This is a genomic window from Stenotrophomonas terrae, from assembly GCF_001431465.1.
In the GTDB taxonomy this organism is placed as follows: domain Bacteria; phylum Pseudomonadota; class Gammaproteobacteria; order Xanthomonadales; family Xanthomonadaceae; genus Stenotrophomonas; species Stenotrophomonas terrae.
The window spans coordinates 1-25,679 of sequence record NZ_LDJJ01000023.1 but is presented as its reverse complement, the minus strand read 5'-3'; the positions used below and the strand labels follow the sequence as shown (position 1 = coordinate 25,679).

Annotated in this window: 19 protein-coding genes; 10 read left to right on the top strand and 9 right to left on the bottom strand. The window is 64.6% G+C overall.

Annotated features, from left to right (window positions below; all coding sequences use genetic code 11):
* Window positions 1–623: 623 nt before the first annotated feature.
* The 5 genes from ABB27_RS07720 to ABB27_RS07700 all read right to left on the bottom strand — a co-directional run bounded on the left by ABB27_RS07720 (window position 624) and on the right by ABB27_RS07700 (window position 4,671).
* Window positions 624–1,103, bottom strand: a complete 480-nt coding sequence (locus tag ABB27_RS07720) for a hypothetical protein (RefSeq protein WP_057628027.1) — start codon at window positions 1,101–1,103, stop codon at window positions 624–626.
* Window positions 1,104–1,151: 48 nt separating this feature from the next.
* A complete protein-coding gene (locus tag ABB27_RS07715) occupies window positions 1,152–1,454 on the bottom strand; it encodes a LysM peptidoglycan-binding domain-containing protein (RefSeq protein WP_057628025.1) in 303 nt (100 codons plus the stop codon).
* A 99-nt stretch (window positions 1,455–1,553) separates the two neighbouring features.
* Window positions 1,554–2,363 carry an NADPH-dependent 7-cyano-7-deazaguanine reductase QueF gene (gene queF, locus ABB27_RS07710; protein WP_057628022.1) on the bottom strand — a complete coding sequence of 270 codons (810 nt, stop codon included), beginning with the start codon at window positions 2,361–2,363 and terminating at the stop codon, window positions 1,554–1,556.
* A gap of 80 nt (window positions 2,364–2,443) precedes the next feature.
* Complete coding sequence (locus ABB27_RS07705) at window positions 2,444–3,307, bottom strand: DUF4261 domain-containing protein (protein WP_057628019.1); 864 nt, start codon at window positions 3,305–3,307, stop codon at window positions 2,444–2,446.
* 44 nt (window positions 3,308–3,351) lie between these two features.
* Window positions 3,352–4,671, bottom strand: coding sequence for an amidohydrolase (locus ABB27_RS07700; RefSeq protein ID WP_057628017.1), 1,320 nt, complete (start codon window positions 4,669–4,671; stop codon window positions 3,352–3,354).
* 468 nt (window positions 4,672–5,139) lie between these two features.
* Between ABB27_RS07700 and ABB27_RS07695 the strand changes: the two genes are divergently transcribed.
* The 5 genes from ABB27_RS07695 to ABB27_RS07675 all read left to right on the top strand — a co-directional run bounded on the left by ABB27_RS07695 (window position 5,140) and on the right by ABB27_RS07675 (window position 14,958).
* Window positions 5,140–6,381 carry an efflux RND transporter periplasmic adaptor subunit gene (locus tag ABB27_RS07695; RefSeq protein WP_057628015.1) on the top strand — a complete coding sequence of 414 codons (1,242 nt, stop codon included), beginning with the start codon at window positions 5,140–5,142 and terminating at the stop codon, window positions 6,379–6,381.
* A gap of 47 nt (window positions 6,382–6,428) precedes the next feature.
* On the top strand, window positions 6,429–9,653 hold the full coding sequence (locus ABB27_RS07690; RefSeq protein WP_057628013.1) for an efflux RND transporter permease subunit: 3,225 nt from the start codon (window positions 6,429–6,431) through the stop codon (window positions 9,651–9,653).
* A 6-nt stretch (window positions 9,654–9,659) separates the two neighbouring features.
* On the top strand, window positions 9,660–12,779 hold the full coding sequence (locus ABB27_RS07685) for an efflux RND transporter permease subunit (protein ID WP_057628011.1): 3,120 nt from the start codon (window positions 9,660–9,662) through the stop codon (window positions 12,777–12,779).
* 536 nt (window positions 12,780–13,315) lie between these two features.
* Complete coding sequence (locus ABB27_RS07680; protein ID WP_057628009.1) at window positions 13,316–14,425, top strand: catalase family peroxidase; 1,110 nt, start codon at window positions 13,316–13,318, stop codon at window positions 14,423–14,425.
* Window positions 14,422–14,958, top strand: a complete 537-nt coding sequence (locus tag ABB27_RS07675) for a cytochrome b (protein WP_057628007.1) — start codon at window positions 14,422–14,424, stop codon at window positions 14,956–14,958. Before ABB27_RS07680 ends, ABB27_RS07675 begins: the two co-directional genes overlap by 4 nt.
* Window positions 14,959–15,153: 195 nt before the next feature.
* Here the strand turns inward: ABB27_RS07675 and ABB27_RS07670 are convergent, their stop codons facing one another.
* Genes ABB27_RS07670 through ABB27_RS07655 form a run of 4 tightly spaced genes read right to left on the bottom strand, consistent with a single transcriptional unit; the run spans window position 15,154 to window position 18,707 of the window.
* A complete protein-coding gene (locus tag ABB27_RS07670; RefSeq protein WP_057628005.1) occupies window positions 15,154–15,756 on the bottom strand; it encodes a response regulator transcription factor in 603 nt (200 codons plus the stop codon).
* Window positions 15,753–17,018, bottom strand: a complete 1,266-nt coding sequence (locus ABB27_RS07665; protein ID WP_244479182.1) for a sensor histidine kinase — start codon at window positions 17,016–17,018, stop codon at window positions 15,753–15,755. The genes ABB27_RS07670 and ABB27_RS07665 overlap by 4 nt, the downstream gene beginning before the upstream one ends.
* Entirely contained in the window at window positions 17,011–17,790 is a 780-nt protein-coding gene (locus tag ABB27_RS07660; RefSeq protein WP_057628003.1) for an ABC transporter permease, read from the bottom strand. The genes ABB27_RS07665 and ABB27_RS07660 overlap by 8 nt, the downstream gene beginning before the upstream one ends.
* Window positions 17,790–18,707: an ABC transporter ATP-binding protein gene (locus tag ABB27_RS07655; protein ID WP_057628001.1), complete on the bottom strand. Its 918-nt coding sequence runs from the start codon at window positions 18,705–18,707 to the stop codon at window positions 17,790–17,792. Before ABB27_RS07655 ends, ABB27_RS07660 begins: the two co-directional genes overlap by 1 nt.
* Window positions 18,708–18,916: 209 nt before the next feature.
* On the opposite strand from ABB27_RS07655, the gene ABB27_RS07650 reads away from it, so the two are divergent.
* From ABB27_RS07650 to ABB27_RS07630, 5 genes are all read left to right on the top strand, one after another.
* Window positions 18,917–20,167, top strand: a complete 1,251-nt coding sequence (locus ABB27_RS07650) for an efflux RND transporter periplasmic adaptor subunit (RefSeq protein ID WP_057627999.1) — start codon at window positions 18,917–18,919, stop codon at window positions 20,165–20,167.
* A gap of 453 nt (window positions 20,168–20,620) precedes the next feature.
* Window positions 20,621–21,307 (top strand): ABC transporter ATP-binding protein, encoded by a 687-nt coding sequence (locus ABB27_RS07645; protein ID WP_057627997.1) that lies wholly within the window; start codon window positions 20,621–20,623, stop codon window positions 21,305–21,307.
* Between the two features lie 11 nt (window positions 21,308–21,318).
* Window positions 21,319–22,479 (top strand): ABC transporter permease, encoded by a 1,161-nt coding sequence (locus ABB27_RS07640; RefSeq protein WP_057627995.1) that lies wholly within the window; start codon window positions 21,319–21,321, stop codon window positions 22,477–22,479.
* A gap of 10 nt (window positions 22,480–22,489) precedes the next feature.
* Window positions 22,490–23,797 carry an ABC transporter permease gene (locus ABB27_RS07635; protein WP_057627994.1) on the top strand — a complete coding sequence of 436 codons (1,308 nt, stop codon included), beginning with the start codon at window positions 22,490–22,492 and terminating at the stop codon, window positions 23,795–23,797.
* Between the two features lie 681 nt (window positions 23,798–24,478).
* Window positions 24,479–25,555, top strand: a complete 1,077-nt coding sequence (locus ABB27_RS07630; protein WP_057627992.1) for an alpha/beta fold hydrolase — start codon at window positions 24,479–24,481, stop codon at window positions 25,553–25,555.
* The last annotated feature ends 124 nt before the right edge of the window (window positions 25,556–25,679 follow it).

Sequence of the window (25,679 nt, the reverse complement as noted above, 5' to 3'; positions counted from 1 at the left end):
AAACCATACGCGGAAGTAGGGTCAAGCCGGCATCCCGCCATGGCAATTGCGCGCAGCCCTTGTGCTGTCTTGGATCGCGCCCTGACAGGGCGCGCTGGTCTCAGCTGCAACCGTTGCCGCTGTCACCAAACCGCGTTGGACAGTGCGCAGAACGGGGGTGCTCAGCGTAAACAATATCGCGACGCTATCCGGCGCCCGCCAAGCAGGAGCTGCCCTTTGGATGGGATGAAGAGTGACGTCTCATCTCAGACCCAAGGTAGCCCGGGTAAGCGCAGCGCACCCGGGAACCAGGTAAACGATGCAATCGCTGATTGCGTGCCAACAGCCCCGGGTGCGCTGCGCTTACCCGGCTACGGCGGCGGCTGATTGTCTGTGGGAGCGGCGGCTGTGGGAGCGGCGTAAGCCGCGAAGCTGGCGTTCTCAAACCCGATCATCTGCTGGTGTACCTGCTTCGCGGCTCACGCCGCTCCCACAACAAGAAAAATCTGCTGCTTTGGGTCTGGCAGCGGAATCCTGGTGACGCGAATGCCCGGTTGAAAAACCTGCATAAAAAAGGGCGCAGCTTGATGGCTGCGCCCATGCGTATCACCGACGGGAGAGAGTTGCGCCGGCTAACGCCTTGCTCACTTCACCTCGAACTGCTGCGGCATACCGGCAGCCTTGCCATCGACGGTGACGTCGGCGGTGTACTTGCCAGCCGGCCACGGCTTGCTGTTGGCGAATTCGATGTTGGTGGTGCCGGTATCGGTGGCATTGAGGGTGGCGCTCTGCTCACCGGCCACCTGGCCATCCTGATAGGTCAACTTGGCTGCCACCGGCACATTGCTGGCGGTACCGCTCGTCTTGACCGAAACAATGATCTTGTCCTTGGCGGCCAGTACGGCAACCGGCGCCACCGTCATGTCAGCCGCTGCCGCATTGCCAACCGTCACTGCGGTGACCGAAAGCACCGGCGCGGCAGGAGCCGACTCAACCATCGGCGCCGGGGCGCTTGCAGCCGGCGGCGGGGTCGGCGCGGCTTCTTCTTTCTTCTTGCAGCCAACCAGTGCTACGGCACCGACCACAGCGATCATCAGGGCACTGCTAAGCGAAGTCTTCTTCATGGATTGCTCCGAATCTGGTTTGAAGGTTTGCAACGGGCGGCGCAGGGATCAACCCTGGCGCGCCGGAATTTTCAGCGTCTGACCGGGACGGATCTTGTCCGGGTCATCGAGGACATCACGGTTGGCATCGAAGATGCGCTTCCACGCATTGCCATCGCCGAGCAGGTTCTTGGCGATCTTGGAGAGGTTGTCACCACTCTGCACCGTGTACTGCTGCTCGCCGACAATCTCTTCGGTGCTGGTCACCGTCGACGTGACGCCGGAGAAATCCGCCTTCTCCACCACCTGTTCGGTGCTGGTGACGGTGCCGGTGACGCCGGAAAAATCGGCTTTCTTATCGGTACTGCTCATCCAGGCTGCTCCTCCGTGACTGACTGGAAGCAACGATTGCACGACGCCTGTTAAGGTTTCATCGCGCCAACGTAAAAACCGGCGTACGCAGCTGAATGTTTATTGACGCAGGTCGCGGATCGGGGCGCTGGCGGCCAGACCCGGGCTGGCCCGACGCGGATTGATGTCCAGACCACCGCGACGGGTGTAGCGGGCTTCCACTTCCAGTGCGGTGGGCTGGCAGCGCTGGCTCAGCTCCAGGAAGATCCGCTCCACGCATTGCTCGTGGAACTCGGCATGGTCGCGGTAGCTGACCAGATAGCGCAGCAGGCCTTCGCGGTCGATGCGCGGGCCCTGGTAGCGGATGCTGACGCTGGCCCAGTCCGGCTGGCCGGTGACAGGGCAATTGGACTTGAGCAGGGCCGAGACCAGGGTTTCGCTGACCACGGCGCGGCTGTCGGCCAGCAGCAGGGCAGCGTTGGGCGGCCCATAGCTGTCGATGGCGACATCCAGGTGGTCAATATTCTCGCCAGCCGCCTGGGCGACCGGTGGCAGGCCGAACTCGACCCGCACATCGGCGCCGGCACAGGCCGACAGATCGGTGGCGATGCGCTCACGCACGGCCTCGGCGCGGTTGAAACGCGCCCCGTTGAGCGAATTCAGGTACAGCTTGAGCGACTTGGATTCGATCAGGTTCGGCGAAGTCGCCGGCACGTACAGGGTGGCGGTGTCCACGCAGGGCTTGCCGCGCGCGTCCAGCCAGCCCAGCTCATAGATATGCCAGCGGTCCTCGCCGACGAACGGGAGTTCGCCGCCCAGGCCGATCTCGGCGCGGGCGGCCGCGCGCGGGATCGGGAACAGCAGACTGGCGTCATAGTGGCGGGGATAGTCGACCTCGCGGCCGAGACTGGAGTTTTCGGGAGTGTTCATTGGCGTAGTGTAATTGCGCCATCTTGAGCGTCGGATATACCGACGCGTTTTCCGATGGCCAGCCTGCGCCGCCCGCGAATTCAGTTCAGCAGCCGCGCCCACCACGACTTGGCTGGTTTGGTCGGCGCTATCTCCTCGCTCTGCAGCCGCATCACCTGCCGTTCCGGGTCCAGCGCCGAGGGGCCATAGACCACGCGGATGCGCTCCTCGTCGGTCGCACCCAGGGTGTCGCCATCGCTGATGACCATGCCGTTTTCGATCAGGTAATCAACGATGCCGGTAAGCCGGCTGAACACGCCCTCGGCGGTGTCCGCGGTTGCCGGGATCTCGATGTCCATCAGCCCCAGCATATCCATGCCGCGGGTATGGCCGGTCATCACGCCCTGCGGGTTCTGGCCGACATTGATCGCCACCCAGGCAATCGGCATCGGCTCGGGCAAGCTGGCCTGGGTCAGTTCGCGGAACAGGCCCGGCAGCACCACGTGGTTGGCGCTACCGAAGTACACCGCCACGTTGCTGTCGGACACGGCAATGGCCGAGGCCACTACCTGGCTGAGCAGCGCGGCCTGTGCAACCAGGTTGGGCTCCTGCCCGTCATCGCTGAACCGCATCACGGTAACGATGGTGTGCGCGGCGTAATCCACTGGCGCCGGTGTGGCGTCTGGCCACAGCCGGCTGTGCGCGCAGATCTGTGCGATGTCATCGCCGATCTGCACCGGGATGGGCATCAGCGCGATCAGATGGTCGCCATACTCCAGGCATTGCATCGGTGAATCGTCAGCCCCGGCATCCTCGGTGCCGTCGCCCTCGGACGGTACTTCGCCCAGCCGCAGCAGCGATTGGTCCAACTCTGGCCAATCGCTGCGCATCTGCGCAAGCAGGCCTTCGGCGGTGAGCTTGGGGTCGAGCTGCGACTGCAGCAGCATGGCCAGACTGGCTGTCATGGGGCGCCTTCTTCCTTGTAGGTAAACCCCGACACTACCCGGACTCAACCCGCCTTGCCACCGTGCAGATAGTCCAGCGAAACCTGCAACAGCGCGCGCAAGCCCACGTCCAGTGCCTTCTCATCCAACAGGAACCTGGGTGAGTGGTTGCTGGGTGCGGTGGCCGGGTCGATGCCGGCGCCGGTCGAACCGACAAAGAAGAACATCGACGGCACCTGCTGGGCATACAAGGAGAAATCCTCCGAGCCCATCTGCAGCGGCGGCTCGTAGACATTGTCCTTGCCCACCACCGCCTGCAGGCTGGGCAGCATGCGCGCGGTCAATGCCGGGTCGTTGACCGTGGCCGGGTTGCCGTCTTTCTCATAGATGTCGGTGACGGCGGTGGCGCCGTGCGCGGCGGCGGTGTGTTCGGCGACATTGCGCAGGTCGGCGAAGATCTGCTTGCGCATGTCCGGATCGAAGGTGCGGATGGTGCCAACCATTTCCACCGAATCGGGAATGATGTTGTAGCGGATGCCACCCTTGATCGCGCCGAAGGTGACCACCGCCGGCTGCTTGGACAGATTGACGCGGCGGCTGACGATGGTCTGCGCGGTGCCGATCAGATCCGACGCGGCGACGATGGGGTCAACGCCGTTCCAGGGGGCCGAGCCATGGGTCTGGCGGCCGTTGACGGTAATGCCGAAGCGGTCGGAGGCCGCCATCAGCGGGCCGCCGCGCACCGCGATCTGGCCAGCCTGCACACTGGAAAACACATGCAGGCCGAATACCGCTTCCGGCTTGAAGTCCTTGAACAGGCCTTCCTTCAACATCAGCTCGGCGCCGCCCCGTTCCGGCGGCGGCGCACCCTCCTCGGCCGGCTGGAAGATCAGCATCACTTCGCCCGGCAGCTTGTCGCGCATGGCCACCAGCGCATCGGCAACACCGAGCAGGGTGGCGGTGTGGGCGTCATGGCCGCAGGCATGCATCACCCCGACCTGCTCGCCGCGGTACTCGGCGGTGGCCTTGGAGGCGAACGGCAAGCCGGTCTGCTCGGTGACCGGCAGCGCGTCCATATCGGCGCGCAGGGCGATCTTCGGGCCCGGCAGGCCGCCCTTGATGATGGCGACCACGCCGTGCACGGCCACCCCGGTCTTCGGGCTCAGGCCCATCGCACGCAACCGTTCGGCGACCTTGGCAGCGGTGCGTTCCTCGCGGTTGGAGAGTTCCGGATGGGTGTGGAAATCGCGCCGCCAATCCACCACCTGCTGCTGCAGGCGATTGGCCGCGGCGGCCACCTCCGGCCGCTGCGCGGCATCCTGGGCCTGCGCCAGCGGGGCCAGGGCGCATAGCAAAGCAGACAGCAACACGGTCTTGCGGGCCATCGACAGCTCTCCTTCCAGATGGGGACAGGGTGAATGCAGGCCCATCATGGGCCAAAGAGCTGCAGGCAGGAAACCGACACGCTGTAGGCGATCCACCGTAGTGCCGAGCCATGCTCGGCAGGGGGCATTCCCCACAACCCATCGGCATGTAGGAGCGGCGTAAGCCGCGAAGCTCAAGGTCCGCCAGATCACAGGCCAACTACGGTTCTGATTGTGCCGGCTTCGCGGCTGATGCCGCTCCTACAGCGTTCGCGCAGGTTGATGCGATGCCGGTAAGGCCCCTGCCGAGCATGGCTCGGCACTACATGGCGCGTTGCGTGATCAGGTCAACCGATGCGGCGATGGAACGTTCATCACCTGCACGGGTCTGTATGCGTGGCCCATCGGTCATGCCTCCATGCGTACATGTGCGGGGGTATCCTCTGCGCCTTGATTGCCTCCCCTTACCGGTTCCTCAGGAGTTTCCGCATGTCGCGTTTCTGGAAGATCGTACTGCTGGTCATTGCAGTGCTGCTGGTGGCCGGTATCGGCTACCGGGTGATGGGGGGCGGCAAGCAGAACGCCGGTGGTAGCGCAGCCGGTACCGGTCAGGGCGGCAAGGGCGGGCAGGACAAGGATCCCGTACCGGTCACCGCTGTGACTGCCGAGAAAAAGGACGTACCGGTCTACCTGACCGCACAGGGTACGGTGAGCGCGTTCAATACCGTCACCGTCAGCCCGCAGGTCGGCGGAGAGCTGCTGAGCGTCAACTTCCGCGAAGGCCAGGCGGTCAAGAAGGGTGAGCTGCTGGCGCAGATCGACCCGCGCACCTTCCAGGCCCAGTACGACCAGGCCATCGCCAGCAAGCGCCAGAACGAGGCACTGCTGGCTACCGCCCAGTCCAATTACGCGCGCTCCAACTCGCCGGAGTACCGCCAGTTCGTCGCCCAGACCGACCTGACCACGCTGCGCAACCAGGTGACCCAGTACCAGGCCGCCGTGGCCGCCTCGCAGGCCTCGGCCGCGCAGGCCAAGGTGCAGCTGGACTACACCCGCATCACCTCGCCGATCAACGGCATCGCCGGCATCCGCGCGGTCGACCCGGGCAATGTGGTCAGCGCCGGCAGCGCGATCGTCACCATCACCCAGCTGCAGCCGATCTACGTGCTGTTCAACCTGCCCGAGCAGCAGCTCGACGCGGTGCGCGCTGCACAGGCGGTGGCGCCCCTGCAGACCGCCACCCTGGACCGCAGCGGCGGCAGTGTGGTCAATGCCGACGGTGTGCTGCAGGTGGTGGACAACCAGATCAGCAGCAGCAGCGGCACCTTCCGCCTGCGTGCACAGTTCCCCAATGCCGACGATGCGTTGTGGCCGGGCCAGTTCGTCAACGTGCAGATGAAGCTCAACGAGCTGCCCGGCGCAGTGGTGGTGCCGGCCGAAGCCGTGCAGCGCAGCAGCACCAGCGATTTCGTCTATCTGATCAAGCCCGACAACACCGTCACCCTGCGTGATGTGGTGCAGGGCGGCCAGGTCGACGACAGCCACGTGGTGATCAGCAAGGGCCTGCAGGCCGGCGACAAGGTGGTCACCGAAGGTCAGTTCCGTTTGAAGGAAGGCAGCAAGGTCAATGCACTGGCACCGGGCCAGGCACCGCCGGCACCGACTGAAGAACAGCTCAAGGCGGCCAGCCAGAAGGGCAGCCGTGGTGGACGGGGTGGCCCGCCGCGCTGAGGCGCTGGCCGGCACCCGCCTCCCCTCCCCCGCACCAGGAATCGACCGTGGGCTTTTCGACTATTTTCATCCGGCGCCCGATCGCCACCTCCCTGCTGATGATCGGGCTGATGCTGCTGGGCATCCTCGGTTACCAGCGCCTGCCGGTTGCGGCCCTGCCCGAGATCGAAGCGCCCAGCCTGGTGGTGACCACCCAGTACCCGGGTGCCAGCGCGCAGACCATGGCCTCGCTGGTGACCACGCCGCTGGAGCGGCAGCTGGGGCAGATTTCCGGGCTGGACATGATGACCTCCGATTCCTCGGCCGGTCTGTCCAGCATCGTGCTGCAGTTCTCGATGGAACGCGATCTGGATACCGCCGCGCAGGACGTGCAGGCGGCGATCCGCCAGGCCACCCTGCCCAGCTCGCTGCCCTACCAGCCGGTCTACAACCGGGTGAACCCGGCCGATGCGCCGATCCTGACCCTGAAACTGGCCTCGGACACGCGCCCGCTGCGTGAGGTCAACGATCTGGCCGATTCGATCCTGGCCCAGCGCCTGTCGCAGACCGATGGTGTCGGCCTGGTGTCGATTGCCGGCAACGTGCGGCCGGCGGTGCGCATCCAGGTCAATCCGGCGCAGCTGGCCAACATGGGCATGACCCTGGAAGACCTGCGCAGCGCGCTGACCCAGGCCAACGTCAATGCGCCCAAGGGTTCGCTCAACGGCAAGACCCAGAGCTATACGCTGTCCACCAACGACCAGCTCAGCGACGCGGCCGACTACAACGACATCATCGTCCGCTACCAGAACGGTGCGCCGGTGCGGCTGCGCGACGTCGCCAAGGTGGTCGACGGGGTCGAGAACGACCAGCTCGCCGCCTGGGCCGATGGCAAGCCGGCGGTGCTGCTGGAAGTGCGCCGCCAGCCCGGTGCCAACATCGTCAAGACGGTGGAGAACATCCGCCAGATCCTGCCCAACCTGCAGGGCATGCTGCCGGCCGACGTGACGCTGGATGTGTTCTCCGACCGCACCGTCACCATCCGCGCCTCGGTGCACGACGTGCAGTTCACCCTGATCCTCACCATCTGCCTGGTGGTGGCGGTGATCTTCGTGTTCCTGCGCCGGCTGTGGGCGACGGTGATCCCGTCGGTGGCGGTACCGCTGTCACTGCTGGGTACGTTCGGGGTGATGGCCTTTGCCGGCATGTCGCTGGACAACCTGTCGCTGATGGCGCTGACCGTGGCCACCGGCTTCGTGGTCGACGATGCGATCGTGATGATCGAGAACATCGTGCGCTATATCGAGAAGGGCAAGGATGGCCCGGAGGCGGCCGAGATCGGTTCGCGCGAAATCGGCTTCACCGTGCTGTCGCTGACGGTGTCGTTGATCGCGGTATTCCTGCCGCTGATCCTGATGCCCGGCGTCACCGGCCGCCTGTTCCACGAGTTCGCCTGGGTGCTGACCATCGCCGTGTCGATCTCGATGCTGATCTCGCTGACGCTGACGCCGATGATGTGCGCCTACCTGCTCAAGCCGGACGCGCTGCCCGAAGGCGACGACGCGCATGAGCGGGCAGCCGCACACGGCAAGGTCACCGCATGGTCGCGCCTGGTCGGTGTCTACGAGCGCACCCTGGACTGGGTGCTGCGCCACCAGCCGCTGACCCTGACCATTGCCCTGGCCTCGGTTGCGCTGACCGTGCTGCTGTACATGGTGATCCCCAAGGGCCTGCTGCCCGACCAGGACACCGGCATGATCACCGGCGTGGTGATCGCCGACCAGAACGTCGCCTTCGAGCAGATGCAGCAGCGCACCCAGGCCGTTGCCGCCGCATTGCAGAGCGATGAAGCGGTCACCGGCGTGGCCGCCTATATCGGCGCCGGCAGCATGAACCCCACGCTCAACCAGGGCCAGCTGAGCATCGTGCTCAAGGACCGCGGCGATCGTGACGGGCTGGATGTGATCCTGCCGCGGCTGCAGGCCGCCGCCGCGCATGTGCCCGGTGTCGCCCTGTACCTGAAGCCGGTGCAGGACGTGACCCTGGATACGCGCGTGGCCGCCACTGCCTACCAGTTCTCGCTGTCGGACATGGACAGCACCGAGCTGGCCACGCAGACCGAGCGCGTCACCGATGCACTGCGGCGCCTGCCGGAGCTGGCCGACGTCGACAACAACCTGGCCAACCACGGCCGCGCATTGCATGTGGAAGTGGACCGCGACAAGGCCAGCCGCTACGGCGTGCCGATGCAGACCATCGACGACACGATCTACGACGCCTACGGCCAGCGCCAGATCTCGACCATCTTCACCCAGCTCAACCAGTACCGCGTGGTGCTGGAAGTGGCGCCGGAGTTCCGCAACAGCGATGCGCTGATGAACCAGCTGGCGATCGGCAGCAATGGCAGCGGCACGCTCAGTGGCAGCAATGCGACCACCCTGGGCCAGGTGACATCGAGCAACTCGTCCACCGCTACCGGCATCGGCAGCGCCAACACCGGCATCGCCCTGGGCGCGGGCGGCAGCATTCCGCTGTCGGCCATTGCCAGCGCCACGCCCGGCACCGCGCCGCTGATCGTCAGCCATCAGCAACAGCTGCCATCGGCGACCATCTCGTTCAACCTGGCACCGGGTTATTCCCTGTCCGAAGGCGTGGATGCGATCAACAAGGCGGTGGCCGAGCTGGAACTGCCACAGCAGATGCAGGCGCAGTTCGTCGGCACCGCTGCCGAGTTCTCCAGCAGCCAGACCGATGTGATCCTGCTGCTGTTGGCGGCCATCGCGGTGATCTACATCGTGCTCGGCGTGCTGTACGAAAGCTGGATCCATCCGCTGACCATCATCTCCACCCTGCCGCCGGCCGGCGTGGGTGCGCTGCTGGCGCTGTACCTGTGCGGCATGAGCCTGTCGGTGGACGGCATCGTCGGCATCGTGCTGCTGATCGGCATCGTCAAGAAGAACGCGATCATGATGATCGACTTCGCGCTGGACGCGCAGCGCGCCGGTGCCAATGCGCATGACGCCATCCGCCGTGCCTGCCTGCTGCGTTTCCGGCCGATCATGATGACCACCGCCGCGGCCATGCTCGGCGCGCTGCCGCTGGCCTTGGGCACCGGCATCGGCTCGGAACTGCGGCGTCCGCTGGGTGTGGCCATCGTCGGCGGCCTGCTGCTGTCGCAGCTGGTCACGCTGTACACCACGCCGGTGATCTATCTGTACTTCGAACGCCTGTCCGAGTGGGCCGCCAAGCGTCGTGAGCAACGCGCCGCGGCGCGCCTGCAGGCGGCACGGTAAGCGCGGATGAATATCTCCGCGCCTTTCATCAGCCGCCCGATCGGCATCACCCTGCTGGCCATCGGCCTGTTCTTCGCCGGCATGGTCTGCTACCTGCGACTGGGCGTTGCGGCCCTGCCCAACCTCGCCATCCCGGTGATCTTCGTACAGGCCTCCAATACCGGTGCCGACGCCAACACCATGGCGGCTACGGTAACCGCACCATTGGAGCGTCACCTGGGCCAGGTGCCGGGCATCGACACCATGCGTTCGAGCAGCAGCGACGGCCGCAGCATGGTGTTCCTGATGTTCAACACCAGCCGCAACATCGACTCGGCCGCGCAGGACGTGCAGGCCGCGATCAATGCGGCCATGGCCGACCTGCCGGCGGGCATCAACACGCCCACCTACCAGAAGGCCAACCCCAACGATGATCCGGTGATCGCGTTGGCGCTGACCTCGGACACGCAGTCGGTGGCCGAGCTCTACAACACCGCCGACTCGCTGCTGGCGCAGCGGCTGCGGCAGTTGCCCGGCGTCTCGCAGGTGGATATCGCCGGTGCCTCCACCCCGGCCGTGCGGGTGGACCTCAACCTGCGTGCGATGACAGCGCTGGGCCTGAGCCCGGATGACCTGCGCAACGCCATGCGCGCGGCCAACGTGGCCTCGCCGCTGGGCTTCCTGAGCGATGGCACCAGCCAGACCGCGATCATCCTCAACGACCAGATCCGCAAGGCCTCGGACTTCGCCAACGTCGCCATTTCCACCCACGACGGTGCGGTGGTGCGGCTCAAGGATGTGGCCACCGTCTACGACGGCCAGCAGGACGCCTACCAGGCGGCCTGGTTCAACGGCAAGCGCGGCGTGCTGATGTATGTCTACCTGCGCAGCGGCGACAACCTGGTCGCCACCGTCGACCGGGTCAAGGCCGCCATCCCCTCACTCACCGGCTACCTGGATGCCGGCACCACGCTGACCCCGTACTTCGACCGCACCCCGACCATCCGCGCCTCGCTGGCCGAAGTGCAGATCACCTTGATGATCAGCCTGCTGATGGTGGTCCTGACCATGGCGCTGTTCCTGCGCCGGTTGGCGCCAACCTTGATTGCCGCAGTGACGGTACCGCTGTCGCTGGCCGGTGCCGCGCTGGTCATGTACACGTTGGGCTTCACCCTCAACAACCTGACCCTGCTCGCACTGGTGATCGCCATTGGTTTCGTCGTCGACGATGCCATCGTGGTGATCGAGAACGTCATGCGCCATCTCGATGAGGGCATGCCACGGCGTGAAGCGGCAATGGCCGGCGCACGCGAGATCGGCTTCACCATCATCTCGATCACCGCCTCGCTGATTGCAGTATTCCTGCCGATCATCTTCGCGCAGGGCATGATCGGCGCGTTCTTCCGTGAGTTCACCCTCACCCTGGTGGCGGCGATCCTGGTCTCGGCCGTGGTCTCGCTGACCCTGACCCCGGCGCTGTGCGCGCGCTTCCTGCATCCGCATGCCGAAGGTGCACGCGACACCCGCCTCAACCGCATGCTCGACCGCATGCATGAGGGCATGCTCAAGATCTACACCGTCGCACTGGATTTCTCGCTGCGCCACGCCCTGCTGTTGTCGTTGACGCCATTGCTGTTGATCGTGGCCACCTTCTACCTGGCCGGTTCGGTCAGCAAGGGCCAGTTCCCCGAGCAGGACACCGGCCTGATCTGGGGCCGCGCCAGTTCCAGCGCGACGGTCTCGTTCCAGGAAATGAGCGAACGCCAACGCCGGCTCAGCGACATGTTCCTGGCCGACCCAGCAGTGAAGATGGTGGGCTCGCGACTGGGTTCCAGCCGCCAGGGCAGCAGTGCCCAGTTCAACATCGAACTGCTGACCGAGAAGGAAGGCCGCCGCGAACCCACCAACGTGGTGGTGACCCGGCTCAGCGCCAAAGCGGCGCAGTTCCCGGACCTGGACGTTCGCCTGCGGGCCATCCAGGACCTGCCGTCCGACGGCGGTGGTGGCGGCTCGCAGGGCGCACAGAACCGCGTGACCCTGCAGGGCAATGATGCCGAGCAGCTGGCCGAATGGCTGCCCAAGGTGGTTGCCGCGCTGAAGCAGCATCCGCAGCTGCGCGATGTCGGCTCGGACGTGGACAAGGGCGGGCTGATGCAGAAGATCGTCATCGACCGCGAGAAGGCCTCGCGTCTGGGCGTGACCATCGGCGCCATCGACGGCGCGCTGTACGGTGCCTTCGGCCAACGCCAGATTTCCACCATCTATGCCGATCTCAATCAGTACGGCGTGGTGGTCAATGCGCTGCCCAGCCAGACCGGCAGCCCGGCCGCGATCGAAGACCTGTATGTGCCATCCAAGAGCGGCCAGATGATTCCGCTGACCGCGCTGGCCCATCAGGAACCGGGGCTGGCACCGTCGCAGGTGACCCACCAGAACCAGTACACGGTGATGGACCTGAGCTACAACCTCGCACCGGGCGTCAGCAGTGGCGAGGGTGATGCCATCGTCAAATCGGTGATCGACGGCCTGCGCATGCCGGGCGACATCCGCCAGGCTGCACCCGGCGGTTTCCGCCAGGCGATGGACCCGACTGCGATGCTGATGCTGATCATCGCCGCCATTGCCACGGTCTACATCGTGCTGGGCATGCTCTACGAGAGCCTGGTGCATCCGGTGACCATCCTGTCCACCCTGCCCGCTGCAGGCATGGGCGCACTGCTGGCCTTGTGGATCACCAATACCGATTTGTCGATCATCTCGATGATCGCCTTGGTATTGCTGATCGGCATCGTCAAGAAGAACGCGATCATGATGATCGACTTCGCCCTGGTCGCGCAGCGCGTGCATGGCAAGTCACCGACCGAAGCGGTGCGCGAAGCCAGCATCGTGCGCTTCCGCCCGATCATGATGACGACGATGGTTGCCATCCTGGCGGCACTGCCGTTGGCGATTGGCCTTGGCGAAGGTTCGGAGCTGCGCCGGCCGCTTGGCATCGCAATGATCGGCGGCCTGCTGATCTCGCAGAGCCTGACCCTGCTCAGCACCCCGGCGTTGTACGTGATCTTCTCCTGCCTGCAGCAGCACTGGCGCAACTGGCGCGCCCGCAGCAAGGAGCGTAAACGCCTGCGCAAGCTGGCACGCGCGTAATCCAGCCCTCCCTTGCGCGCAGCGCAGGGGGTGAAGAAGGTCTGCTTGCGCGGCACTGCCGCGCGACCTGATGAACGACCGAAGGCTAGGCCTTCGGGCCGGACGGGTTGGGGGCTCTGGCTTCGGCTCTGGCTTCGGCTCTGGCTTCGGCTCTGGCTTCGGCTCTGGCTCTGGCTCTGGCTCTGGCTTCGGCTTCGGCTTCGGCTTTGGCTTTGGCTGTTGCTCTGGCTCTAGCCGTTGCTTTAGCCCTTCTCCCGCCTGCGGGAGAAGGGTTGGGATGAGGGGAAGCTTTGGCTTTGGCTTTGGCTTTGCTCGCGCGCTGCAATTCACGCGAAACAAGGCAACAGCAGAACCATCAGCAACACTGCAAAATCCTACCCCTCCCCAACCCTCCCCTGCGCTACGCGCAAGGGAGGGAGCTGAAAACCCCTGTGCTAAGCACAAGGGAGGGGGAAAAGCACAAAGCTGGCCCTGCGCTGCCACTTCTGCCACCGTATAGCGGCACCACGCTCCCGTCAGTCACGACTGGTACCGCAATGCCACTATTCAAATTCACCCGCCACGGCGGGCAAGCACGCGGCGGACAGCCGCACTCTCCGCTGCCCTGGATCGCGCTGATCGCCCTGATTCTCGGTGCGGTTGCACTCGGCTTTGCCTGGCTGGCAGGTTGGATAGGCCGTGACCGACTCACCGCACAGGATTTCACCGATGCCATCGAGGCCACCGGCGCAAACCACCCCGGCTTCCGTCGTGCGCACAGCAAGGGCGTCTGCGTCAGCGGTTGGTTCGAGCCCAGCGCGCAGGCAACGCAGCTCTCACGGGCGCACGTATTCGCACAATCGCGTGTGCCGGTGCTGGGACGGCTGTCGATAGGCGGCGGCAACCCGCATGGCGCCGACAACAGCGCGCGCGTACGCAGCATCGCCTTGCAGCTGAGCAGCGATGACGGTCAGCAGTGGCGCATGGCGATGAATAGCTTCCCGTTCCTCGCCGTCGCTACGCCCGAAGCCTTCTACGAACAAACCCGCGCACAGATTCCCGACCCGGCCACCGGCAAGCCTGATCCCGCCAAACTCGCCGCGATCCAGGAAAAATATCCCAGCGTCCGCGCCTTCCAGCAATGGGCCAAGACCGCGCCGTGGACCGACAGCTGGGCCAGCACCGAGTTCAACAGCGTCAACAGCTTCTGGTTCACCAATGCGCAGGGCCAACGCCGCGCGGTGCGCTGGCGTTGGCAGCCACAAGCGGCCGTCCACGAACTGGATGCCGCCAGCCGCGAGCAGGCCGGCGTGGACTTCCTCAGCCAGGACCTGCAGCAGCGCCTGGCGCAGGGCCCCGTGCGCTGGAATCTGCTGGTGACCCTGGCCGGGCCTCAGGATGCGATCAACGACTCCTCCGTGCCGTGGCCAGCCGAACGCGAACAGATCGCGGCCGGGGTGCTCAACATCGATCAGATGCAGCCGCAGGAACAAGGCAGCTGCAATGACCTCAACTTCGATCCGCTGATCCTGCCCGAGGGTATAGCAGGCAGTGACGACCCGATCCTGGCGGCACGCTCGGCGGTGTACTCACAGTCCTTCAACCGCCGCGAACGCGAGCGCGCCACCGGCGCGGCTGCACGTGACAACGCGCAGGAGCAGCCATGAGCAGCAATGGACACTTCAATCTGCTGGCACGTGTGCTGCACTGGAGCATGGCGCTGCTGATCCTGGCGATGCTGTTCATCGGCGTCACCATGGTCGCCTCGGTGCATCTGCGCCCGGGCCTGATCAACCTGCATCGGCCGCTCGGCATCCTGATCTTGGTACTGGCCCTGCTACGCCTGTACAACCGCCTGCGACACCGGCCACCGCCGCTGCCTGCCGATCTTCCGGCATGGCAGGCCTGGGCCGCCACCGCCTCGCATTGGCTGCTGTACGCATTGATGCTGGCGATGCCGCTGATCGGCTGGGCGATGTTGTCGGCCGGTGGCTATCCCATCGTGTTGTGGGGCGGTGTACAGCTGCCGGCCATCGTGCCGCATACGCCATCGCTGTACGCGCTGCTGCGTGGCGCGCACAGCCTGCTGGCCTACCTGCTGTTCGCCACGGTGTTGATGCATGTCGGCGCGGCCCTGTTCCATGCCTGGGTACGCCGCGATGGCGTGTTCCAGGCAATGGCACGCGGCGAACGCCACTGACCCGGTGGTGCCGAGCCATGCTCGGCAGTGGCCTTGGTAGTGCCGAGCCATGCTCGGCAAGGGCCTTGGTAGTGCCGAGCCATGCTCGGCAGTGGCCTTGGTAGTGCCGAGCCATGCTCGGCAAGGGCCTCACCAAGGATAGCAACAGACCACAACCTCCCCGCTTCGCTACGCGAAAGGGAGAGAACTCAAAACCTACAACCAGCCCTTCTGTCGCGCCACCCGATAGGCCTCGATGCGATTGGCCACGCCCAGCTTGCCGATGCATTCGGAAAGATAGTTACGCACAGTGCCATGCGACAAGCCCAGCTGCTCGGCGATTTCGTTGGCGGAGCGGCCATCGCCGGCCAGGCGCAATACCTGGCGTTCTCGATCATTCAAAGGATCGGCCTCCGACCAGGCTTCCACCGCCAGCAGCGGATCGATGGCGCGGCCGCCGCGATGCACCTGGCGCAAAGCATCGGCCAGCTTTTCGGCCGGGGAATCCTTCAATAGATAGCCCTGCACGCCCGCTTCCAGCGCGCGCCGCAGGAAACCGCCGCGGGCAAAGGTGGTGACGATCACCACCTTGATCGGCAGCCCATGACGCTGCACACGCTGGGCCAATTCCAGCCCGGTAAGCCCCGGCATCTCGATATCGGTTACCAGCACATCCGGTTCAAGCCGCTGCAACTCACGCCAGGCGATCTCGCCATCGGCGGCGGTGCCGATCACTTCGATATCGGTCTCAAGATTGAGCAGCGCCGACAAGGCGCCGCGCACCATTGCCTGGTCTTCGGCCAACAGGATGCGGATCATAGCCGCGCACCTTGCAGCGTGGCGGCTGCAGCTTCCATCCGCTCGGCAGCTGAAGGTTGTGACGGTGCTAGCGCCTGCGCCTGTACCGGGATGCGGATCTTCAAACGGGTGCCCTGCCCTTTCGGTGACTCGATCTGCAGCTCGCCGCCCATAGCCAGCACACGCTCGCGCATGCCCGCCAAACCGTTGCCATTGGCCGCCACACCACCGCGCCCATCATCAACTACTTCCATCACCACCGCCTCCGGCCCGCTATCGATCCGGATCCAAGCTTCATTGGCCTGCGCATGGCGGGCGATATTGGTGGCCGCCTCACGCAATACCATCGACAGACCCGCCTCGATCCACGCCGGCATCGCCGGTGGCGGCGAATGGCGCAGATGCACCCGCGAAGACTCCAGCAATAGATGCGCCGATGCCAGTTCAGCCGCCAGGTCCGCGGCGCGAAAGCCTGTAACCGCACTGCGTACCTGGGCCAGCGCATCACGGGCAATCTGTTCGGCTTCGGCCAGCTCGCGCTGCGAACGCTGCGGATCGCGCTCGAACAATTTGCGCGACAACTCCATCTTCAAGGTGATCAACGACAAGGTATGCCCCAACAGATCATGCAGATCACGGCCGATGCGCTCGCGCTCGGCGGTAGCGGCCAGCCGCCTTACTTCCTCGTGCGAAAGCCGCAGCGCTGCGTCCTTTTCGCTGCTGGAACGCTCCACGTTGACGATCAGGCCAATGATCACCGTCAGTGCCGGTATCCATGCCATCACCTGCCACGGATAGCCTATCCACGATGCCATCGACACGAAGCCGATGTTCAACAGCGCCACCTCCAGCAGATAGCGCCGCATGCTGATGCAGCGGTGGGTCCGCAGCATCACGCAGCCAAACACGAAGTAGTTCATGCCCGAGGGATAGATCGGCAGCAGCGCCATCGACAGCACGATCATCGCCAGCGCGAAGATCGGCGCATGCCGCCGCGCGCTTGTCAGCGCCAACACGTAGAACAGGATGAACAGCGGGAACGACCACAGCGTGATCAAGCCCCAACGCAGGCTGTAACCGCCGCCGAACATCGGCGTGATGAACACCCAGACCGTCCACAACAGGTGCACGGCATCTATCCACGGCCATTTGCCGAGCTTGATGTTGTCGGCCACCACCGAATCCGGTGCCGGCTTCAACCATTCAGGGCGCTGCAATGCCATCGACCAAGGTCCCGTTCCAGTACGCCAGTACGCCAATGCGGCAATGATGCCATCAGCCATGCCGGCGCAGACGCCAGCCCGCCCAGGTGATGAAGACCAGGCTGAATGCGGCCAACCACAACACATGCGGCCAGGCGCTGCCCACCGCAAAGCCAAGCGCATCCTGTGCCAGCGCGTTCAGATGGTAGCTGGGCCAGATGACTGCCATATCCTGCAACAGCGGCGGCAATACCTTCAGCGGAAACCACAACCCCGACAGCACTGCCATCGGCAGGTAGATCAGGTTGATGACGGCGGCCGCCCCATTGCCCTTGCTCAAGGTACCCAGCAATAGACCGAGCGCGCAGAACGGCAAGGTGCCGAAGCTGGCCACCAACGTCAGCCGCAGCAACTGCTGCACGCTCAACGTCACGCCGGCCACGGCAGTAGCCAACAGCTGCAGGATCATCACGATGGCCAACGCCATCATCATCGCCATCACCATCTTGCCGAGCAGATAGGCCAACGGCGGCATCGGCATGGCGCGTTTCAGGGTGAGCAGTCCATTGTCGCGCTCCAGCGCCAAGGACATGCCAAAGCCGAACAGACCCGGTGCCATCACCCCGAAGCTGACATAGCTGCCCAGCAGGAAGCGCGCGGCGTCGGCCGGTTGCGCGTGGCCCAGCAGCACCGCGAACAACAGATAGAACGTGGCCGGAAACAGCAGCGTCGGCAACACGAAGCCGGGGCTGCGCAGGTAGCGCAGGCATTCGGCACGGATTTCCTGCAGGTAAGCGCCTGCCACGCGCCGGCGCGACATCGTCACCGGCGTGTACTCGTAAGGAGTGTTCATCAGGCGGCCTCACGTTGGCTGTGCGCAGCATCGGCGGTGAGATCGGTGAAGGCCTCGCCCAGGCCCGGTGGCTGCACCTCCAGCCCACACAGCGCCGCGTCGGCCTGCAACAGCTGCCGCACCACCGCTTCCACACGGTCGCTGCGCAGTTGCAGCCATGCGCCGTCCCGGCTTGCCTGCACCACGCCGGGCCAAGCGGCTACCGTCGCCACATCCAGCGCACTGACACAGCGGATGCTGCGATGGCCAACGCGTGCGCGCAGCGCATCGACGCTGCCGTCACTGATGATGCGGCCGCGCAGCATCACGCAGACGCGGTCGGCCAGGCACTCGGCCTCCTCCAGATAATGCGTGGTCAACACCACCGAGGTCCCTTCGGCGACCAGTGCCCGCACCGTGGCCCACAGCTGCTGCCGGGCCGCCAGATCCAGGCCGACGCTGGGTTCATCCAGAAACAGCAGTGCCGGCCGCCCACACACCGCCAGGGCGAACTGCACGCGCCGCTGCTGGCCTCCCGACAGCTGGCCATAGCGACGCTTCAGCAGGTCCTCGACACCGGCCAACGCTGCGGTTTCAGCCAGGCTGCGTGGCGCCGGATAGTAGCTGGCCGACAGCCGGATCAACTCTGCAACACGCAAGGTATCCGGCAGTGCGGCGCTCTGCAGCATCACCCCGATGCCGCGACGTGCACGCACCTGCTGCGGGTCCTGCCCGAACAGCAGCACGCGGCCGGTATCGGCGCGCAGCAGGCCCATCAACAGGCCAATGGCGGTGGTCTTGCCGGCACCATTGGGGCCAAGCAACGCCAGCACTTGCCCGGCCCGCAGTTCAAGATCGATACCGTCCAGCGCCAGCACTGCGCCATAGCGCTTGTGCACGCCTTGCAGGCTCGCCAACACCTCAACACGCCGGTCCATTGCCACTGCCTTCTTCAGGGAATGGCTGAACCATAGGTGGCCCCTGTCGTTTTCCGCAGTGGCGGCGATCAGCCAAAGCACATGACAGCCGTCACCTGCGGGCTGGGAGCCAGCCCCTTATGATCCCCCATCCTGGCCCACCGCTGCCGTCCGCGGCGGATTGCGGTAAGTTGCGGTCACATTTCCCATCCCACGCCGTCCTGCTCCCCATGAATGCATCTGCTGAACTGCTGAAGGAACTCCGCATCGACCGCACTGCCCCGGCACCGGGCGGGCCATCGCCCTCGCGGCGCTGGTTGTGGATTGTGATCGGGCTGGTGCTCGCCCTGCTGCTGGCGCTGGGCATTGGCGCCCTGCTCGGCGGCAAACCGCCGGTGACGGTGCAGACCGCACCGGTGGTGGCAATGGCGCAGGCGGGCGCGGACAGCAGCTCGGTGCTGGATGCCAGCGGCTATGTGGTGGCGCGGCGCATGGCGACCGTATCGGCCAAGATCACCGGCAAGGTCCGCGAGGTGATGATCGAAGAAGGCATGCGGGTGGAGGAAGGCCAGGTGATGGCCACGCTCGATCCCATCGACGCCAACGCCCAGCGCAGCCTCAACGCCGCCCAGTTGGACGCCGCCCGCAGCCAGACCGTAGGCCTGCAGGCGCAGCTGCGCCAGGCAGAGGCTGAAGCAGGCCGTCTGCAGTCGCTGGTAGGCCAGCAACTGGTCTCGCGCTCGCAGTACGACCAGGCCGTCGCCGCCCGCGACAGCCTGCGCGCGCAGCTCACCACCGCACGCCACAACGCCAAGGTCGCGCAGGACGCACTGGCCATCGCCGACCTGGGGGTGGACAACAATGTGGTGCGCGCACCGTTCTCTGGCGTGGTGACGGCCAAGGCCGCGCAGCCAGGTGAAATCGTGTCGCCCTTGTCGGCCGGCGGCGGCTTCACCCGTACCGGCATCGGCACCATCGTCGACATGGAATCGCTGGAAGTGGAAGTGGAAGTAGGCGAAGCCTTCATTGGTCGCGTGCAACCGCAGATGCCGGTTGAGATCGTGCTCAACGCCTATCCGGACTGGAAGATTCCCGGCCACGTTATCGCCATCATCCCCACCGCCGACCGCGGCAAGGCCACGGTGAAGGTACGCGTGGCATTGGAAGCGAAAGACCCACGCATCGTGCCGGAGATGGGCGTGCGCGTCAGCTTCCTGGAGAAGGCCGCAGCAACCGGCGCCGAAGCGCCGAAGGGCGTCCGCGTACCGGCTGCCGCGATTGTCGAACGCGACGGCAAGCAGGTTGCCTTCGTGCTGCAGGCCGACGACAAGGTGAAGCAACGGCCACTGGAAGTAGGCCAGGTATTGGCCAAGGACAAGCAGGTGCTGTCGGGATTGAGCGCCGGTCAGACGGTGGTGCTGAGCCCTGCAGCTGAATTGAAGGATGGTGACAAGGTGACGCTGGAAGGCGCGAAGAAGTAAGCACTGGATTGTGATCTTCGTTGTTCTGGCGCGTATCACCTGATGTACTGAAGTAGCGCTGTTGCTGTTGCTCTAGCTGTTGCTTTAGCTGTTGCTTTAGCTGCTGCTTTGGCGGTTGCTGTTGCTTTAGCCCTTCTCCCGCATGCGGGAGAAGGGTTGGGATGAGGGCAGCTTTGGCTTTGGCTTTAGCCCTTGCCTTACCTGACCCCTTCCGCAGTGGACCCGCGATGCGGAGCATCGTGGGTGCGGAGGCAGGGTTTGTTTCTTTTGGTTACTTCTTTGCACAAGCAAAGAGCAGAAGCGGAAGCCAAAGCCAAAGCACCCCTCCCTAGCCCTCCCCTTGCCTTCGGCAAAGGGAGGGAACGAGAAGCAAAGCAAAAGCATTTCGACGTCCAGCATCAGATTTTCAACACCGAACACCAAACATCACCGCGTCACTGCTGAGGATCATCCATGAGTACCCTCGTCTCCCTGCGCAACATCACCAAGACCTACCAGCGTGGCCCGGAAAAAGTGCAGGTCCTGCACGGCATCAACCTGGATATCGAACGCGGTGACTTCGTCGCGCTGATGGGCCCATCCGGTTCCGGCAAGACCACCCTGCTCAACCTGATCGGCGGCCTGGACACACCCAGCGGCGGTGAGATCAATATCGAAGACCAGCGCATCGACCAGCTCAGCGCCGGCCAGCTGTCCACCTGGCGCAGCCACCACGTCGGCTTCGTGTTCCAGTTCTACAACCTGATGCCGATGCTTACCGCGCAGAAGAACGTGGAACTGCCGCTGCTGCTCACCAACCTCAATGCCAGCGAGCGCAAACGCCGTGCACAGATCGCCCTGACCCTGGTCGGTTTGGCTGATCGCCGCGACCACCGCCCCAATGAGCTGTCCGGCGGCCAGCAGCAGCGCGTGGCCATTGCCCGCGCGATCGTCTCCGACCCCACCTTCCTGATCTGCGACGAGCCCACCGGTGATCTGGATCGGCAAAGCGCCGAAGAAGTGCTGGGCCTGCTGCAGCTGCTCAACCGCGAACACGGCAAGACCATCATCATGGTCACCCATGATCCCAAGGCGGCCGAATACGCCACCCATACCGTGCATCTGGACAAGGGCGAGCTGGTCGACGCCCCGGTGCACTGAGGAGCACGGCCATGAAGTACTTCTCATTGATCTGGGCGCAGCTGTTCCGCAGCCGCACACGTACTTTATTCACCCTGCTGTCCATCATCACCGCCTTCCTGCTGTTCGGCATGCTCGACTCGGTGCGCGTGGCCTTTGCCAGCGGCGGCAACAGCGTGGCCGGCGCCAACCGCCTGGTGGTTGCATCACGCTTGTCCATCACCGACTCCTTGCCGATCCGCCTGGAATCGCAGATCCGCCAGGTGGAAGGCGTCGACGATGTCACCTATGCGATGTGGTTCGGTGGCATCTACCAGGACCAGAAGAATTTCTTCCCGAATTTCTCGGTAGCGCCGAACTACTTCGACCTGATGACCGAATTCGAAATCCCCAAAGAACAGGTCGATGCATTCCGCAACACGCGCACCGGTGCCGTCGTCGGTGAGTCGCTTGCCAAGCAGTTCGGCTGGAAGATCGGCGACACCATTCCGCTGCAGGCCACCATCTTCCCGCGTGGCGGCAGCAATGATTGGCCATTGCAGCTGGTCGGCATCTTCAAGTCGAAGAACACCGCCACCGCTGCCAACGAGGAACGCCAGTTGATGATGAACTGGAAATACTTCGACGAATCCAACGACTACATCAAGAACCAGGTCAGCTGGTACACCGTGCGCCTGGACAACCCCGACCATGCCTCGCGCGTGGCCCAGGCCATCGATGCGATCTCGGCCAACTCCGACCACGAGACCAAGAGCCAGACCGAATCGGCGTTCCAGCAGGCCTTCATCAAGCAATTCGCCGACATCGGCATGATCGTCACCTCGATCATGGGCGCGGTGTTCTTCACCCTGCTGCTGCTCACCGGCAACACCATGGCCCAGGCCGTGCGTGAGCGCGTGCCGGAGCTCGCCACGCTGAAAACGCTGGGCTTCAAGGACGGCACGATGCTGATGCTGGTGATGGTGGAATCGATCGTGCTGGTCGGCCTGGGTGGCGCCATCGGCCTTGGCTTGGCCGCGCTGGTGCTACCGGTGATGGCGCCACAGACCATGGGCCTGCTGCCGCCGCACGTACCAACGCAGACCTGGATCGTCGGCGCGCTGTTGATCGTGGTGATCGGCCTGGTGGTGGGCGTGCTGCCGGCACTGCGTGCCAAACGCCTGAAGATCGTCGACGCATTGGCCGGGCGCTGAGGAGAACGACATGAAGAATTTTCTTTCGAATGCGTTGGTGATCCTGTTGCTGGCGATCGGCTTGGGCGTGTGGATCGCACTGCCGTGGTTTGGCGTCCTCGTGGTGGTGGTGGCAATCGCACTGTGGCTGCTGCTCACCCGCAGTGGGCGGCTGGCACTGGCTGCCACCCGCATCGGCCTGGCCAGCCTGCCGCAGCGCTGGGGCTCCTCATCGGTGATCGTGATTGGTATTGCCGGTGTGGTCGGCGTACTGGTGGCGATGCTGGCCATGGGCCAGGGCTTCCAGGCAACGCTGGAAAGTACCGGCGATGACAGCACCGCCATTGTTCTGCGCGGCGGTTCGCAGGCCGAGACCAACTCGGTGATCACCCGCGATCAGGTGCCCTTGCTGGAAACCCTGCCGGGCGTGAAGCGCGGTGCAGACGGGCGTCCGCTGGTGTCGGCCGAAGTCTCGCAGGTGGTCAACCTCACCTCACGTAGCGACGGCACCGATGTCAACGCGCAGTTCCGCGGTGTTGGCGAACAGGCCTGGGCCGTGCATGACAAGGTCCGTCTGGTCGAAGGCCGCAAGTTCGGTGCGGGCCTGCGCGAGATCGTCGCCGGGCGTGGCGCGCAGAAACAGTTCCAGGGTCTGGAAGTCGGCAAGACGCTGACGCTGGGCAACCAGGCGTGGACCGTGGTCGGTATCTTCGAATCCGGTGACGCGCATGATTCGGAGTTATGGACCGATGCGCAGACTCTGGCAACCACATACAACCGTAGTGCGTGGCAGTCGATCAGCGTACGTACCGATGGCAAGCAGGGTTTTGAGGCGTTCAAGGCGGCCGTGGACAACGACCAGCGACTGAAGCTGGACGTAGAAAGCACCGCCGACTATTACCGCAAACAAGGCGGCGGCTTGAACAAACTGCTCAAGGTGCTGGGCACGGTGATCGGCGCAATCATGGCTGTCGGCGCGGTGTTTGGCGCACTCAACACCATGTATGCCGCGGTGGCTACGCGCGCGCGGGAGATCGCCACACTGCGTGCAATCGGCTTTCGCGGCGTGCCGGTGGTGACCGCGGTGATGCTGGAGACCATGCTGCTGGCCTTGCTGGGCGGATTGCTGGGCGGCGTGGTCGCCTGGTTGGCGTTCAACAACTTCACCGTCTCCACCTTGGGCAACAACTTCAGCCAGGTGGTATTCCAGTTCAAGGTATCGCCACCGCTGCTGTGGAGCGGCCTGAAATGGGCGTTGGGTATTGGCCTGGTGGGTGGCTTGTTCCCGGCACTGCGGGCGGCGCGGCTGCCCATCACCACGGCATTGCGCGAAACCTGATCCGCCATCAGCTCGGGGGCAGCAGCAACCCATCTGCAGGCGTGCAGATGGGTTGGCGGAAAGTCTACCTACATGCGGCCGAGCCACAAGCGGGGCTCCAACACCTTCCGCGACATGCAGCTGCGCCATGTCCTTCCATGGGACAGCACCATGTCGCTCGGCATCAACAACGTGTTCGAGCATGAAGGCCGCTCATCTACAGTCAGTCGAGCAGCAATATCACCTACTACGCTGGCTTCGACATCTGCCGTTTCATGTACATGAAGTAACGGCAGCGTGTCTGATCGTTGCAACAACAGCGCCGAATGCCGGTGGCACAAGCCCCGATCCGCAGCGCTGCGCTTGAAGCCCCTCTCCCGCCCGGGAGAGGGGTTGGGGTGAGGGAGGCTCCTCGCGCTTCTATGCAGTGAAGCGATGATGCAATCGGACGCGAACAACGATCTGTTGGAAGCTTGAGACGCTGCAATTGCACGACATTCCGTCACCCACAAAGTCGTCTGCTTCGCGGCTCACGCCACTCCCACAAGCAGCCGCGCTGCACGGCCAGTCCGTGCCATGACCAGCGGCATCACGCGCCGCAACCCAAACACCACACAACGGTCATTCAACTGTCATCGCTCTGCGGTAGATGCGCGGCGCCCTTGCAGCTAACGTGACGATTCCCCAAAACCGGTTCCCGCCATGCTTCGTTCGCTGGCGCTGGCTGGCGTCTGCGTGATGCTGGCTGGCTTTGCCCTCTCCTCTCCCGTTCCGCCGCTGTCGCTCAGTGAGCGATTGGCCGCACCTGGCGGCGCATCACCGCTGGTCCCTACCGAGCGTATCGACGCCCTGCTCACACGCCTGCCGCATCAGCAGGGCAGTGTGGCCGGCAGCGATGGCGTCGCCCTGCATTGGCTGGCCTTCGAACCGGGTGACTACCGGCTCGACTACCGATACCTGGGCAAGGGCGAGCGCTTCCCGGAGTTCTCGCTGGACGCCTCGGCGCCGAAGGCCGCAGATGTACAGCCGCCACGCGGCACGGTGATCCTGCTGCATGGCTGGATGATGGATGGCGGCTCCTTGCTGCCGTGGTCGCTCGAGCTTGCGCAGCAGGGCTATCGCACAATCGCCCTGGACCTGCGCAACCACGGCCGTTCCGGCCATGGCCTTTCCGGTTACGGCACGCGCGAAGGCGAGGATGTAGTCGCAGCATTGAAGGCCTTGAAGGCCGAAGGCCAGATCAGCGGGCCAGTACATCTGCTCGGTGTTTCCTACGGTGCCGCGACGGCCATATTTGCTGCGCGTGAACTGGGCCCGCAGTTGCGCAGCGTGGTGGCGATGGAATCGTTCGACAATGCCGGCCAGGCGATTCGCACGATGGTGCCGCATATGTTGGCCAAACCACCGGAACGTTGGAGCGACTATGTCGCCTTGCCGCTGGCGCGCTGGCAATACGGTGGCCGCGGACTCGATGAAGCCATCGCCACCACCGACCGCAAACTGGGCATAGATCTGGACAGGATCGACGTCGGTCAGGCCTTGGCACAAGTCCCTGCCTGCGTGCTGTTGATACACGGCCGCGACGACGAACACATTCCGGTAGCACAGGGCCGAGCACTAGCTGCTGCAGCGCCACGCGCACGCTATCTGGAGGTTCCAGCAGAAGACCATCTAAGCCTGCCGATGCGCTTGGATCGTCTATCAGGTGCAGTGAATGCATGGCTCGACCAAGCCGATGCCAATGGCCGCTGTGCATCGACGGTGACAGCCGACCTTTGAGTTATCGGTTGTTTTCGTGACGATTCACCAAGAGACCCCCGCGAACCCGTAGTGCCGAGCCACGCTCGGCAGGAGCTTTTCACGTAGCGCCGGCAGTACCCCAAGGCTCTGGCTGTTGCTCTGG